The organism is Streptomyces flavovariabilis (assembly GCF_000725785.1).
Lineage (GTDB): Bacteria > Actinomycetota > Actinomycetes > Streptomycetales > Streptomycetaceae > Streptomyces > Streptomyces hawaiiensis.
The window spans coordinates 305,416-319,870 of the sequence record NZ_JNXD01000001.1 but is presented as its reverse complement, the minus strand read 5'-3'; the positions used below and the strand labels follow the sequence as shown (position 1 = coordinate 319,870).

Here is a 14,455-nt window from a genome sequence, read left to right as displayed (position 1 = left end):
CGCGCGGTGTCATGCCGACATCGGCCGCTGTACCCGGATCGACTGCAGCAACCCCACCGCTATCCACACGGCGAACATCGATGATCCGCCGTATGACACGAAGGGCAGCGGCAGGCCGGTGACCGGCATGATGCCGAGTGTCATGCCGACGTTCTCGAAGGTCTGGAAGGCGAACCAGGCGACGATGCCGGCGGCCACGATCGTGCCGTACAGGTCCGGGGTCTCCCGGGCGATGCGGCAAGCCCGCCACAGGAGGATGCCGAGCAGCGCGATGATCAGGCCGCCGCCGAGGAAGCCCAGTTCCTCCCCCGCCACGGTGAAGACGAAGTCCGTCTGCTGTTCGGGCACGAACTGGCCGGTGGTCTGCGAGCCGTGGAAGAGGCCGGAGCCGGTCAGGCCGCCGGAGCCGATGGCGATGCGGGCCTGGTTGGTGTTGTAGCCGACGCCGGCCGGGTCGAGTGCGGGGTTGGCGAAGGCGGCGAAGCGGGCGATCTGATAGTCGTCGAGCACCCCGAGCTGCCAGACGGTGACCGCGCCGAGGGTGCCGGCGCCGAGCAGGCCGAACACCCACCGGTTGGACGCCCCGGAGGCCAGCAGGACGCCGAGCACGATGATGACCATCACCATGACCGACCCGAGGTCGGGCATCAGCATCACGATCAGCATGGGCACGGCGGCCAGGCCCAGTGCCTGCACGACCGTGCGGTGGTCGGGGTACTGCTTGTCGCCCGCGTCGACCCGGGCCGCCAGCAGCATCGCCATGCCGAGGATGATCGTGACCTTCACGAACTCCGAGGGCTGGAGCGAGAATCCGCCGGGCAGCTTGATCCAGGAGTGGGCGCCGTTGATGGTGGAGCCGAGCGGGGTCAGCACCAGCAGGATCAGCAGCAGCGAGAAGCCGTACAGGACCGGCACGGCGGTGCGCAGGGCGCGGTGGCCCAGCCAGATCGTGCCGGCCATCAGGGCGAGGCCGATGCCGGTGTTCAGCAGGTGCCGGACGAGGAAGTAGTACGGGTCGCCCTGGTTGAGCTCCGTGCGGTTGCGGGTCGCCGAGTAGACGAGGAGCGTGCCGAGCAGCGACAGGGCCAGCGCCGACAGCAGGATGGGCCAGTCGAGCCGCCGCGCCACCGAGTCACGGGCCAGCAGCCGCGTCCAGCCGGAGCGCTGGGGCCCGTAGCCGGAGACCTGGAAACTGTTCACACCGCCGGTCATGCTGGCAACCTCCGGCTTCCCCGGCGACGGCGTCGCCTTCGGGTGTCACGGTTCTCGGGCGTCGGCGGGGCCGCCGTCGCCGGCTGGAGCGGGTCGGCCGGGGCGTTCGGGTCCTTCTTGTCGGCCTCCTGGTCCTTGGCCGGGTCCTTGGAGACCTTCGGGGAGGCGATGGTGCCGTCCGTCTTGACCTTCGGCAGGGCCTTCTGCGGGGCCGGCAACAGGGCCTTCTTGGGGTCGATGTCGCCGTCCTCGGAGACGCCGTACAGCGCGTTGTAGATGTTGCGGACGGCGGGGCCCGAGGCGCCGGAACCCGTACCACCCTGGGAGATCGTCATGACGATCGAGTAGTCCTTGGTGTACGTGGCGAACCAGGAGGTCGTCTGCTTGCCGTAGACCTCCGCCGTACCCGTCTTGGCGTGCATCGGGATCTTGTCCTGCGGCCAGCCGCCGAACCTCCAGGCGGCCGTACCGCGGGTGGCGACTCCCGCGAGGGCTTCGTCTATCTCGTCGCGCGTCTTCTGCGTCATCGGCAGCTTGCCGTGCGGCTCGGGCTTGATCGGCGTGACGGTCTTGCCGTCGGCGCTGATGACGGCCTTGCCGACGGAGGGGTTATAAAGGGTTCCGCCGTTGGAGATGGCCCCGTAGATGGTGGCCATCTGAATGGGCGTGACGAGTGTGTCGCCCTGGCCGATGGAGTAGTTGACGGAGTCACCGGCGCGCATGCGGTTGCCTTCGAGGCAGTTCTCGTAGGCGATCTTCTCGGCGTAGCTGCCGTTGCGCTTGCCGGTGCGGCACCAGGCGTCCTTGTTGGCCTTCCAGTAGTCGAGCTTCCACTGGCGGTCGGGGACGCGGCCGGTGACCTCGTTGGGCAGGTCGATGCCGGTTTCCTTGCCGAGGCCGAACTGGTGGGCGGTCTTGTAGAACCAGTCGCCTGCGTTCTTCTTCGGCTTGGTGCCGCCGTCGCGCTTCCACTCCTCGTGGGAGAGCCGGTAGAAGACCGTGTCGCAGGAGACCTCCAGGGCGCGGCCGAGGCTGATCGGGCCGTATCCCTTGGACTCGAAGTTCTTGAAGACCTGGCCGCCGATCGAGTACGAGCTGGAGCACTGGTAGGGGCCGTTGAAGGAGTAGCCCGCGTTGACCGCGGCGGCCGTCGGGATGACCTTGAAGATGGAGCCGGGTGCCGACTGGCCCTGGATGGCGCGGTTGAGCAGCGGGTAGTTGGAGCTCTTGCCGGTGAGCCGCGCGTAGTCCTTGGCGGAGATGCCGCCCACCCAGGCGTTCGGGTCGTACGTGGGGTTCGAGGCCATGGCGACGACGCGGCCGGTCTTGGCCTCCATCACCACGACGGCGCCGGAGTCGGCCTTGTAGTTGGTGCCGGTGTTCCGGTCGTGCTGCTTGCGGGCTTCCTTCATCGCCTCGTTCAGCTGGTACTCGGCGATCCGCTGGACGCGGGAGTCGATGCTGGTGACGAGGTTGTCGCCGGGGTGGGCCGGGTCGGCCTCGGCCTGCCCGATGACGCGGCCGAGGTTGTCGACCTCGTAGCGGGTGACGCCGGCCTTGCCGCGCAGTGCCTTGTCGTACTGGCGCTCCAGGCCGGAGCGGCCGACCTGGTCGGAGCGCAGATACGGCGAGTTGGTGTTCTGCGCCTTCTTGATCTCCTCGTCGGTGACCGGCGAGAGGTAGCCGAGGACCTGGGCGGTGTTGGCCTTGCCCGGGCTCGGGTAGCGGCGCACGGCCTCGGGCTCGGCGGTGATGCCGGGGAAGTCCTCGGCGCGCTCGCGGATCTGGAGGGCCTGCTTGGGGGTGGCCTCGTCGGTGATGGGGATGGGCTGGTAGGGCGAGCCGTTCCAGCAGGGCTGCGGCGTTTTGGCGTCGCACAGCCGGACCTTCTCCTGGACCTCCTTGGGCGTCATGCCCAGGACTTCGGCGAGCTTGGCGAGGACTTCCTTGCCGTCGTCCTTCATCTTCAGCAGGTCGGTGCGGGAGGCGGAGACCACCAGCCGGGTCTCGTTGTCCGCGAGGGCCACGCCGCGGGCGTCCAGGATCGAGCCGCGAACGGCGGGCTGGACGACCTGCTGGACGTGGTTCCCCGATGCTTCTTTGGCGTAGGCGGCGCCCTCGCGGATCTGGAGGTACCAGAGGCGTCCGCCGAGGGTGAGCAGGAGGGACAGGACGAGGACCTGGATGACGACGAGCCGGATCTGGACCCGTGGGTTCCTGCCGGTCTCGGGGATGTTGGTCACTGCGGCTGCCTCCCCCTCTCGGTGCGCGTACGGATGTGCGAGTCCGCAGGTGCGTCCGGGTACGCATGTGCGGATACGAGTGATGAACGGCCGGCCCACGAGCCGGCGTTCCTACTGGACCGACCCGTTCGGGTGAACTTCCCCGCGTTCACAGCCGCTTGACCCCCTTGATGCGCCCGGCGCGTGCCATCCGCGCCCGGGCCGCCTTCACCCGCAGCCCGCTGCGCGGGCTGCCGATCTTCAGTCCGGTGCCGCCGGAGAGCCAGCCGGAGGAGATGTCCGTGGCCTTGGCGGCGGCCGAGGTCGACTCGGCGAGCGGGTCGTTCTCGGCGCGCCGGGCCAGGGCCATGATCCCCGGCACGACGAACGGGGCGAGCAGCAGGTCGTACAGGGCGGCCGTGAACAGCAGACTGCCGAGGCCCACATGGCGGGCGGCGGTGTCCCCGACGAGGGCGCCGACCCCGGCGTACAGCAGGGTGGAGCCGACTGCGGCGGCGACCACCACGGCCATGGGCCCGGTCGCGGACTTCAGCTGGCCCGTCTCGGGTTTCACCAGGCCCGCGAGGTAGCCGATGACGCACAGCACGAGGGCGTAGCGCCCGGCGGCGTGGTCGGCGGGCGGGGCCAGGTCGGCGAGCAGGCCCGCGCCGAAGCCGACGAGGGCGCCGCCCACATGCCCGTACACCAGCGCGAGGCCGAGCACGGTGAGCAGCAGCAGGTCGGGCACGGCGCCCGGCAGGTGGAGGCGGGCGAGGACGCTCACCTGGATCACCAGGGCGACGACGACCAGGGCGGAGGAGAGCAGGATCCGGTTGACGCGCATGAGGTGACAGCTCCTACTGCTCTTGCTGGTTCTGGCCGTCCACCGGGGCCTCGGCGGACGGCGTCACGGTCACCGTCACCGTCGGCCTCGGGGTGGGCTTGGGCTTGGGCGGGAGCACCGTGTCACGCGGGTCCTTCTTCGGCGCCTCGACGACGACACCGACGATGTCGAGCTTGGTGAAGGCCGTGTACGGCGTGACGTAGAGCGTGCGGGTCAGGCCGCCGCCGGAGGGGTCCACCCGGGAGACGACGCCGACGGGCACGCCGGGCACGAACGGACGGTCGGCCTGGGAGCCGAAGGTGACCAGGCGGTCGCCCTTCTTCACCTCCGCCTTGCCGTTGAGGAGTTCGACGCGCAGCGGGCGGTCGCCCTGCCCGGAGGCGAAGCCGAGTTCGTCGCCGGACTCCATGCGGGTGCCGACCGTGAAGTCGGGGTCGCTGGCCAGCAGGACCGTGGCGGTTTCGGGGCCGACGGTGGTGACGCGGCCGACGAGCCCGTCCCCGTTCAGGACGGTCATGTCGCGCTTGATGCCGTCCTTGGCGCCGACGTCGATGGTGATGGTCCAGGAGAAGCCCTGCGCGGCTCCGATGGCGATGACCTCGGCGCCCTTGATGCCGTACTGGCCCCGGCCGGCGATCTTCAGCATCTTGTCGAGCTGCTTGAGGCGGCTGCGGCTGCGGTCGTCGCTGCCGAGCCGCGCCTTCAGGGCCGCGTTCTCCTCTTCCAGCGCGGCGAGCCGGTCGTGCCGCTCCCCGGAGTCCCGGATGGCGGAGACCGCGTTGCCGACCGGGTCGACCGCGGCCGAGACACCGCTCTCGATCGGGCCGAAGACGGTCGCCGCGGCCTGCCGGGCACCGTCGACGGGCGAGTCCTCCCCGCCGCGGATGTCCACCGTGATCAACGCGAACGCGACGGCGATCAGCAGCACCAGGAGCAGCCGGCTCTCTCGTGTGTCCCTCACGTGCGGCGGCCGTGCCCTTCCTCATAGGAATTCGGGAAGCCCCAGGGAAACCCGAGGGGCTGCTTTGTGGGAGCTTATGCAGCTGTATCAACGATCCGCCGTACGAGAGGAGATCGTCCCGTACGGCGGAATCGAAGAGTTATGTCATCTGCGCGGCTGGGCGTCCAGCACCTGCTGGAGCGCCTCGAACTCCTCGACGCACTTTCCGGATCCGAGAGCCACGCTGTCCAGCGGGTCCTCGGCGATGTGGATCGGCATACCGGTCTCCCGGCGCAGCCGTTCGTCGAGGCCCCGCAGCAGCGCTCCGCCTCCGGTCAGAACGATTCCTCGGTCCATGATGTCGCCGGACAGCTCCGGCGGACACTTGTCGAGGGTCGTCTTGACGGCGTCGACGATCGCGTTGACCGGCTCCTCGATCGCCTTGCGGACTTCGGCGGCGGAGATGACCACGGTCTTCGGCAGCCCGGAGACGAGGTCCCGGCCGCGGATCTCGGTGTGCTCGTCGGAGTCGAGGTCGTACGCAGAACCGATCGTGATCTTGATCTGTTCGGCCGTGCGCTCACCCAGCAGGAGGGAGTACTCCTTCTTGATGTGCTGGATGATCGCGTTGTCCAGTTCGTCGCCCGCGACCCGGATGGACTGGGCGGTGACGATGCCGCCGAGGGAGATGACCGCGACCTCCGTGGTGCCGCCGCCGATGTCGACCACCATGTTGCCCGTGGCCTCGTGGACCGGCAGGCCGGAGCCGATGGCCGCGGCCATGGGCTCCTCGATGATGTGCACCTGACGGGCGCCGGCCTGGGACGACGCCTCGATGACGGCGCGGCGCTCGACGCCCGTGATGCCCGAGGGCACACAGACGACGACCCGCGGACGAGCCAGATACCGCCGCTTGTGGATCTTCAGGATGAAGTAGCGGAGCATCCGCTCGGTGATCTCGAAGTCGGCGATCACGCCGTCCTTCAGCGGACGAACGGCAACGATGTTGCCGGGCGTGCGCCCGATCATCTTCTTCGCTTCGGCACCGACCGCGAGGATGCCACCGGTGTTGGTGTTGATCGCCACGACGGACGGCTCATTGAGTACGATCCCGCGACCCCTGACGTACACCAGCGTGTTGGCGGTCCCGAGGTCGACAGCCATGTCACGGCCGATGAACGACATTGAGTTCCCCATCAGGATTCGTCTGGCCTTCCCACTAGCTTTTGAGGGCTTTTCAGGTAGGCAAAGGTGGGTGCTGTGACGTGAAGGCTTCCATCGTAGACGCGCCTTCGCGAACACTGCGGGAGGGTCTCCGCCATTGTCAGCAGATGCCGTCCGCATTCGCTTCTGGAGACGGGCGTTCGGGGACCAACGTTCCCTCGATCGCCACGCATATGCCGCAAGTCCGGAGGCCTGGGCCCCCGGGCCTGCCGTATGTGCTGGTGAGGTGCGGACGCTACGCCCGGCCGGGGAAGAAAATCTTCACTTCGCGCTCGGCGGACTCCTCGGAGTCGGAAGCGTGGATCAGGTTCTCCCGGACGATCACGCCGAAGTCGCCGCGGATGGAGCCGGGGGCGGCGGCGATCGGGTCGGTCGGGCCGGCCAGCTGGCGCACACCCTCGATGACCCGCTCACCCTCGACGATCAGCGCCACGACCGGGCCGGAGGCCATGAACTCCACCAGCGGCTCGTAGAAGGGCTTGCCCTTGTGCTCGCCGTAGTGCTGCTCCAGCGTGTCCTGGTCCAGCGTGCGCAACTCCAGCGCGGTGATCGTCCAGCCCGCCTTGCGCTCGATGCGGCTGATGATCTCGCCGGTCAGACCACGACGGACGGCGTCGGGCTTGAGGAGGACGAGGGTGCGCTGGCTCACGGCGGGCTCCTTGTGCGTACGTAAAGGTTTTGCGGTGGGACGAGATTACCCGGCGTGTCGGGGCGCCTGTTACGCAGCGTCAGGTGTGGAGGAGCCCGCCTGGGCCGCGAATCTCGCCTTCGCCTCGTCCACCTTCCGGCCGTAGTGCACCGACGCCCACCACAGGGCCGCGAAGATCGCACCCAGGAAGTACATGGTCGGGACGATGAAGCCCGACGCGATGAGCGCGATCTGCAGCGCCCAGCCGAGGGCGACCCCGCCCGGACGCGTCACCAGGCCGCACAGCACCAGGCACAGGAACATCGCGATGCCGCTGACCGTCCACACGGTCGCCACGGACAGGTCGGGGTCCTTCATGGCGACCAGACCGGCGAATCCGATGACGAAGAACTCGCCGATCAGCGTCGAAGAACAGAGCGTGCGCACGGGACTCAGCCCCTCCCCAGGAGCAGTCGGGCCTCGCCGACGGTGATGACGGAACCGGTGACGAGCACACCGCCACCCGCGAACTCGCCTTCCTCCTCGGCCAGCGTGATGGCGGCTTCCAGCGCGTCGGGCAACCGCGGCTCGACCTGGACGCGCTCCTCGCCGAACACCTCCACGGCGATGCCGGCGAGTTCGTCGGCGTCCATCGCGCGGTGGCTGGAGTTCTGCGTGACCACGACCTCGGCGAACACCGGCTCGAAGGCCTCCAGCAGCCCCCGTACGTTCTTGTCGCCGCTCGCGCCGACCACGCCGATGAGGCGGCTGAACTGGAACGCCTCCCCGATCGCCTCGGCCGCCGCCCGGCCACCGGCCGGATTGTGGGCGGCGTCCAGCACGACCGTCGGCGACCGGCGCACGACTTCCAGCCGGCCCGGCGAGGCCACGGCGGCGAAGGCCTTGCGGATCGTGTCCAGGTCCAGTGCGTCGGCCCGCTGCGCGCCGACGCCGAAGAACGCCTCGACGGCGGCGAGCGCGACGGCCGCGTTGTGCGCCTGGTGCGCGCCGTGCAGCGGCAGGTACACCTCGGGGTACTCGCCGCCCAGCCCGCGCAGCGTCACCAACTGCCCGCCGACGGCCACCTGCCGTTCGACGACACCGAACTCCAGCCCTTCCCGGGCCACGGTCGCGTCCACCTCGACGGCCTTCTTCAGCAGCACCTGCGCCGCGTCGACCGGCTGCTGCGCCATGATGACCGTCGCACCCTGCTTGATGATGCCGGCCTTCTCCGTGGCGATCTCGGCGTGCGTGGTGCCGAGCCGGTCGGTGTGGTCCAGATCTATCGGCGTGACTACGGCGACGTCCCCGTCGATCACGTTCGTGGCGTCCCAGGAGCCGCCCATGCCGACCTCGACGACGCCGACGTCCACGGGGGCGTCGGCGAACGCCGCGTACGCCATGCCGGTGAGCACCTCGAAGAACGACAGCCGGTACTCCTGCGCGGCGTCGACCATCTCCACGTAGGGCTTGATGTCCTGGTACGTCTCGATGAACCGCTCGGGCGCGATGGGCGCGCCGTCGAGGCTGATGCGCTCGGTGATCGACTGCACGTGGGGCGAGGTGTAGCGGCCGGTGCGCAGCTCGAAGGCGCCGAGCAGGGCCTCGATCATGCGGGCCGTGGAGGTCTTGCCGTTCGTCCCCGTGATGTGGATCGACGGGTACGACCGCTGCGGCTCTCCGAGGACGTCCATCAGCGCGGCGATACGGCTGACGGAGGGCTCCAGCTTGGTCTCGCCCCACCGGGTGGCGAGCTCTGTCTCGACCTCGCGCAGGGCCTTGTCGACCTCGGGGTCGGCGGGGCGCGTGGGAATGTCGGCGTCGGGCGGGCCGCCCTGGGTGCGCAGGGTTCGGCTGCCGGCCTCGATGACCGCGAGGTCGGGGTCGCGGGTGGTCTCCTCCGCGATGATCTCGTCGAAGGTGTTGAGGGGGTCGGGCTGGTCGTCGGCGTCGTGGTCTGGAGGGAGCTCGCTCACGGGGCCAGTCTACGGACGGGCGGTGACATCGGTCGGGGGTGGTTTGTGTCGTCCGGTGTCCGCGGGTCTGTGGGGGCTTGTCGCGCAGTTCCCCGCGCCCCTGAGTACGTCGCCCTGAGCCACGTGAGAGGCCCCCGGAGCCTGACAGCTCCAGGGGCCTCACACCACGTACGAACCCTTAGCCCTGCGGCAGGCGCTCCAGCTGTGTCTGGATGCGGGTGATGTCCTCCTCCGCCTTGGTGAGGCGGGTGCGGATCTTGTCCACGACGTGGTCGGGGGCCTTCGCCAGGAACGCCTCGTTGCCGAGCTTGGCGTTCGCCTGCGCCTTCTCCTTCTCCGCGGCCGCGAGGTCCTTGGCGAGGCGCTTGCGCTCCGCCGCCACGTCGATCGTGCCGGAGAGGTCGAGGGCGACCTCGGCGCCGGCGACCGGGAGGGTTGCCGTGGCTGTGAAGGCGTCGCCCTCCGGCTGGAGGCGGAGCAGCTGGCGGATGGCCGCCTCGTGGGGCGCGAACGGCGTGCCGTCCAGGGTCAGCCGGGCCGGGACCCGCTGGCCGGGCTGGAGGCCCTGGTCGGCGCGGAAGCGGCGGACCTCGGTGATGACCGACTGGAGGCTCTGGATCTCGCGCTCGGCGTCGGCGTCCCGGAAACCGCCCGGCGCGTCGGCGCCAGGGACAGACACAGCCTTCGGCCACTCGGCGATGACGACTGACTCGCCGCCGGTCAGCGTGGTCCACAGGGTCTCGGTGACGAACGGGACGACCGGGTGCAGCAGCTTCAGCGTGACGTCGAGGACCTCGCCGAGGACGCGCTTGGAGACCTCGGCCGCCTCGCCGCCCGCCTGGAACGTCGTCTTGGACAGTTCGACGTACCAGTCGAAGACCTCGTCCCACGCGAAGTGGAACAGGGCGTCGGAGAGCTTCGCGAACTGGTAGTCCTCGTAGAACGCGTCGACCTCGGCGACGACGGAGTTCAGACGGGACAGGATCCAGCGGTCGGTCGCCGACATCTTGGCGACGTCCGGCAGCGGACCCTCGATCGTCGCGCCGTTCATCATCGCGAAGCGCGTCGCGTTCCAGATCTTGTTGGCGAAGTTGCGGGAGCCCTGGACCCAGTCCTCGCCGATCGGGACGTCGACGCCCGGGTTGGCGCCGCGGGCGAGGGTGAAGCGCAGGGCGTCCGAGCCGTACTTGTCCATCCAGTCCAGCGGGTTGACCGCGTTGCCGAAGGACTTCGACATCTTCTTGCCGAACTGGTCGCGGACCATGCCGTGCAGGGCGATGGTGTGGAACGGCGGGGTGCCGTCCATCGCGTACAGGCCGAACATCATCATCCGAGCGACCCAGAAGAAGAGGATGTCGTAGCCGGTGACCAGGACCGAGTTCGGGTAGAACTTCGCGAGCGACTCGGTCTGTTCGGGCCAGCCCAGCGTGGAGAACGGCCACAGGCCGGAGGAGAACCAGGTGTCGAGGACGTCGGTGTCCTGACGCCAGCCCTCGGCCTCGGTCCCGGGCGCCTCCTCGTCGGGGCCGACGCAGACGACCTCGCCGTTCGGGCCGTACCAGACCGGGATGCGGTGGCCCCACCACAGCTGGCGCGAGATGCACCAGTCGTGGAGGTTGTCGACCCAGTCGAAGTAGCGCTTCTCCATCTCCTGCGGGTGGATCTTGACGCGTCCGTCGCGGACCGCGTCACCGGCGGCCTTCGCGAGCGGGCCGACCTTGACCCACCACTGCATGGACAGGCGCGGCTCGATCGTCGTCTTGCAGCGCGAGCAGTGGCCGACGGAGTGGACGTACGGCCGCTTCTCGGCGACGATCCGGCCCTCGGCGCGCAGCGCGGCGACGATCGCCGAGCGGGCCTCCAGCCGGTCCAGGCCCTGGAAGGGGCCGTGGGCGGTGATGACCGCGTGCTCGTCCATGATCGTCAGGGCCGGGAGGTCGTGGCGCTGGCCGATCTCGAAGTCGTTCGGGTCGTGCGCCGGGGTCACCTTGACGGCGCCCGTGCCGAACTCGGGGTCGACGTGCTCGTCGGCGACGACCGGGATGGAGCGGTCGGTCAGCGGCAGCTTGACGAGCTTGCCGATCAGGTGCTTGTACCGCTCGTCCTCGGGGTGGACGGCGACGGCCGTGTCACCGAGCATCGTCTCGGCGCGGGTGGTGGCGACGACGATGGTGTCGTCCCCGTCGCCGTACTTCATGGAGACGAGCTCGCCGTCGTCGTCCTGGTACTCGACCTCGATGTCCGAGATGGCCGTCAGACACCGGGGGCACCAGTTGATAATGCGCTCGGCGCGGTAGATCAGCTCGTCGTCGTAGAGCCGCTTGAAGATGGTCTGGACGGCCTGGGACAGGCCCTCGTCCATGGTGAAGCGCTCACGCGACCAGGCGACGCCGTCGCCCAACCGCCGCATCTGGCCGCTGATCTGGCCGCCGGACTCGCCCTTCCACTGCCAGACCCGCTCGACGAACGTCTCACGGCCCAGGTCGTGGCGGGACTTGCCCTCCTTGGCGAGTTCCCGCTCGACGACGTTCTGTGTGGCGATACCGGCGTGGTCCATGCCGGGCTGCCACAGCGTCTCGTACCCCTGCATGCGCTTGCGGCGGGTCAGGGCGTCGATGAGCGTGTGCTCGAAGGCGTGCCCCAGGTGGAGCGAGCCCGTGACGTTCGGCGGCGGGATGACGACGGTGTACGGCGGCTTCTCGCTCTTCTCGTCCGCCTCGAAGTAACCCCGCTCTACCCAGCGCTCGTACAGCGGCCCCTCTACGTCGGCCGGCGCGTACTGGGTCGGCAGGTCGGTGCTGGGCGCTGGTGGCTGCTGCTGAGCGTTCTCGGTCACGGGGGTCAGTTTAGAGGTGTCACCGCCCCGTCCCGAAACGCGTTTGCTTCGTAACGGTGGGGGGCCCGATGCCATGCACACGGCGGGTCTGCGCCAGGATGTCCGGAACACATAAGCATCTGGAGGGGAACCCAGAACATGAGTTACAACCAGCCGGGCCCGTACGGCGGGCAGCCCCAGCAGCCCGGTCCGTACGGCCAGCCCGGTCCGTACGGCCAGCCACCGCAGGCGCCCCAGCCCGGCTACGGCTACCCTCAGCAGCCCCCGCAGGGCGTCCCGCCCCAGCAGGCACCCTACGGTCAGCAGCCCCCGTACGGCCAGCAGCCGCCCTACGGTCAGCAGCCCCAGTACGGCGTGCCCCAGCCCCCGGCTCCGGGCGGCGGCAAGAAGAAGACGGGCATCATCATCGGCGCGGTCGCGGTCGTCGCGGCGATCGGCGTCGGCGCGTACTTCGTGATCGGCGGAGGCGGCGGCGCGGGCGCCCTGGAGGACGACGGGCCGCACAAGCTGGCTACGCCGGCGAAGGTGCTCGGCGAGTACAAGCGCGCCTCGGAGGACGGGCAGACCGCGGGCGACGACTCCGCCGAGGAGCTGGAGAAGAGCGGCATCGAGAACGCCGAGTCCGTGCTGGGCTTCTACACCACGGTGGACATGAGCAAGTACGACCCCACCGACCCGTCGTCCGCCGCCCAGAGGGCAACGGCCAAGGGCGTCACGTTCGTCGGCGTCTACGGCAAGGTCGCCGACCCCGAGGCGGCACTGGACACGGCCTTCGCCAATTTCAAGAAGTCGGCCGAGAAGGGATCCTCCAGCAGCGGCAGCGGCGGCAAGACCGAGCTGATCGGCGAGCCCGAGGAGGCGGACCTCGACGGTGCGGTCATGAAGTGCCAGGCGGCCAAGGGCCAGGATCCGATGACCAAGAAGGAAAAAACCGACTGGTTCTGCGCGTGGGCCGACTACAGCACGATCGCCATGGTGTCGCCGGGTGAAGCCTCCGGAGGCGTTTCCAAGGACACCGCGATCGACATCACCACCAAGCTCCGCCCGGAGATCCGCGTCAAGGCCTGACGACTCCGAAGACACATAGGGAAGGGCCCCGGCCGATGACCGGGGCCCTTCCCTTACGTCTGTGTCACGCCGTCTTCTGCTCCCCCGGGCCGCGTCCGTTGCGCGCGTCCCGCGGGATCAGGGTCGGGTTGACGTTCGACTGGACGACGTCCGCCGTGATGACGACCCGGGCCACGTCCTTGCGGGACGGGACCTCGTACATCACGCCCTGGAGGACCTCTTCCATGATGGCGCGCAGGCCTCGCGCGCCGGTCTGGCGGAGGATGGCCTGGTCGGCGATGGCCTCGAGGGCCTCGCGCTCGAAGTCCAGCTCCACGCCGTCGAGTTCGAAGAGGCGCTCGTACTGCTTGACGAGCGCGTTGCGCGGCTCGACGAGGATCTGGAGCAGCGCCTCGCGGTCGAGGTTGTGGACCGAGGTGATGACCGGGAGGCGGCCGATGAACTCGGGGATCATGCCGAACTTGACCAGGTCCTCCGGCATGACCTCCTGGAACTGGTCCTTGGACTCCATCTCGCGCTTGGAGCGGATCTGCGCACCGAAGCCGATGCCCTTGGCGCCGGCCCGGGACTCGATGATCTTCTCCAGTCCGGCGAAGGCACCGCCCACGATGAACAGCACGTTCGTCGTGTCGATCTGGATGAACTCCTGGTGGGGGTGCTTGCGGCCGCCCTGCGGCGGGACCGAGGCGGTGGTGCCCTCCAGGATCTTCAGCAGCGCCTGCTGAACGCCCTCGCCCGAGACGTCGCGCGTGATCGAGGGGTTTTCACTCTTCCTCGCGACCTTGTCGATCTCATCGATGTAGATGATCCCGGTCTCGGCCTTCTTGACGTCGTAGTCGGCCGCCTGGATCAGCTTGAGCAGGATGTTCTCGACGTCCTCGCCGACGTACCCCGCCTCCGTGAGGGCCGTGGCGTCGGCGATCGCGAAGGGGACGTTCAGCATGCGCGCGAGGGTCTGCGCGAGGAGGGTCTTGCCGGAGCCCGTGGGGCCGAGGAGCAGGATGTTGGACTTCGCCAACTCGATGGCGTCGTCACGGCCGTTCGCCCCGCCGTTCTCGCCGGCCTGGACACGCTTGTAGTGGTTGTACACCGCTACGGAGAGGGCCTTCTTGGCGGCCTCCTGGCCGACCACATAGCCCTCGAGGAACTCGTAGATCTCGCGCGGCTTCGGGAGCTCCTCCCAGCGGACCTCGCTGGTCTCCGCCAGTTCTTCCTCGATGATCTCGTTGCAGAGGTCGATGCACTCGTCGCAGATGTACACACCGGGCCCTGCGATGAGCTTCTTGACCTGCTTCTGGCTCTTGCCACAGAACGAGCACTTGAGCAGATCGCCGCCGTCACCGATGCGTGCCACGGTGTGCTTCCCCTTCGCCTGGGAGACTCCTGGACGTCGACGTCCAGCGGACTCCTGGTGCTGCCTTATGTCCGACGGTACCTTGCCGGGCCCCTCGTCCGGGCCCCCCTTGGCGCGGTTCGCTTTGACGTGAACCGAGCCAAACCATGCC

Annotated in this window: 11 protein-coding genes; 1 reads left to right on the top strand and 10 read right to left on the bottom strand. The window is 69.0% G+C overall.

Going from position 1 to position 14,455, the window contains the following annotated elements; translation table 11 throughout:
* Positions 1-9: 9 nt before the first annotated feature.
* The 9 genes from rodA to IO24_RS0101350 all read right to left on the bottom strand — a co-directional run bounded on the left by rodA (position 10) and on the right by IO24_RS0101350 (position 11,882).
* On the bottom strand, positions 10-1,212 hold the full coding sequence (gene rodA, locus IO24_RS0101390) for a rod shape-determining protein RodA (protein ID WP_031130878.1): 1,203 nt from the start codon (positions 1,210-1,212) through the stop codon (positions 10-12).
* The gene (mrdA, locus tag IO24_RS0101385; protein WP_031130877.1) at positions 1,209-3,455 is read right to left on the bottom strand and encodes a penicillin-binding protein 2; all 2,247 of its coding nucleotides are present in this window, start codon (positions 3,453-3,455) and stop codon (positions 1,209-1,211) included. Before mrdA ends, rodA begins: the two co-directional genes overlap by 4 nt.
* A 148-nt stretch (positions 3,456-3,603) precedes the next feature.
* Positions 3,604-4,278 carry a rod shape-determining protein MreD gene (mreD, locus tag IO24_RS0101380; RefSeq protein ID WP_031130875.1) on the bottom strand — a complete coding sequence of 225 codons (675 nt, stop codon included), beginning with the start codon at positions 4,276-4,278 and terminating at the stop codon, positions 3,604-3,606.
* Positions 4,279-4,291: 13 nt separating this feature from the next.
* Positions 4,292-5,239: a rod shape-determining protein MreC gene (gene mreC, locus IO24_RS0101375; protein WP_031130873.1), complete on the bottom strand. Its 948-nt coding sequence runs from the start codon at positions 5,237-5,239 to the stop codon at positions 4,292-4,294.
* Positions 5,240-5,383: 144 nt separating this feature from the next.
* The gene (locus tag IO24_RS0101370; protein ID WP_004001297.1) at positions 5,384-6,403 is read right to left on the bottom strand and encodes a rod shape-determining protein; all 1,020 of its coding nucleotides are present in this window, start codon (positions 6,401-6,403) and stop codon (positions 5,384-5,386) included.
* A 274-nt stretch (positions 6,404-6,677) separates the two neighbouring features.
* Positions 6,678-7,091, bottom strand: a complete 414-nt coding sequence (gene ndk, locus IO24_RS0101365) for a nucleoside-diphosphate kinase (protein WP_031130869.1) — start codon at positions 7,089-7,091, stop codon at positions 6,678-6,680.
* 69 nt (positions 7,092-7,160) lie between these two features.
* Entirely contained in the window at positions 7,161-7,517 is a 357-nt protein-coding gene (locus IO24_RS0101360; RefSeq protein WP_031130867.1) for a DUF4233 domain-containing protein, read from the bottom strand.
* Positions 7,518-7,522: 5 nt separating this feature from the next.
* Positions 7,523-9,046 carry a bifunctional tetrahydrofolate synthase/dihydrofolate synthase gene (gene folC / locus IO24_RS0101355; protein WP_031130865.1) on the bottom strand — a complete coding sequence of 508 codons (1,524 nt, stop codon included), beginning with the start codon at positions 9,044-9,046 and terminating at the stop codon, positions 7,523-7,525.
* A gap of 178 nt (positions 9,047-9,224) precedes the next feature.
* On the bottom strand, positions 9,225-11,882 hold the full coding sequence (locus tag IO24_RS0101350; RefSeq protein WP_031130863.1) for a valine--tRNA ligase: 2,658 nt from the start codon (positions 11,880-11,882) through the stop codon (positions 9,225-9,227).
* A 138-nt stretch (positions 11,883-12,020) separates the two neighbouring features.
* On the opposite strand from IO24_RS0101350, the gene IO24_RS0101345 reads away from it, so the two are divergent.
* Positions 12,021-12,950 carry a hypothetical protein gene (locus IO24_RS0101345; protein WP_031130860.1) on the top strand — a complete coding sequence of 310 codons (930 nt, stop codon included), beginning with the start codon at positions 12,021-12,023 and terminating at the stop codon, positions 12,948-12,950.
* 64 nt (positions 12,951-13,014) lie between these two features.
* On the opposite strand, the gene clpX is transcribed toward IO24_RS0101345, so the two are convergent.
* Entirely contained in the window at positions 13,015-14,304 is a 1,290-nt protein-coding gene (gene clpX, locus IO24_RS0101340) for an ATP-dependent Clp protease ATP-binding subunit ClpX (RefSeq protein ID WP_031130858.1), read from the bottom strand.
* Positions 14,305-14,455: the final 151 nt, after the last annotated feature.

What these genes read in the sequence shown, in the direction of transcription:
- IO24_RS0101345 (WP_031130860.1), top strand. Translation starts at nt 12,021, where the DNA reads ATGAGTTACAACCAGCCGGGCCCGTACGGCGGGCAGCCCCAGCAGCCC.
- mreD (WP_031130875.1), bottom strand. Translation starts at nt 4,278, where the DNA reads ATGCGCGTCAACCGGATCCTGCTCTCCTCCGCCCTGGTCGTCGTCGCC.
- rodA (WP_031130878.1), bottom strand. Translation starts at nt 1,212, where the DNA reads ATGACCGGCGGTGTGAACAGTTTCCAGGTCTCCGGCTACGGGCCCCAG.
- IO24_RS0101370 (WP_004001297.1), bottom strand. Translation starts at nt 6,403, where the DNA reads ATGTCGTTCATCGGCCGTGACATGGCTGTCGACCTCGGGACCGCCAAC.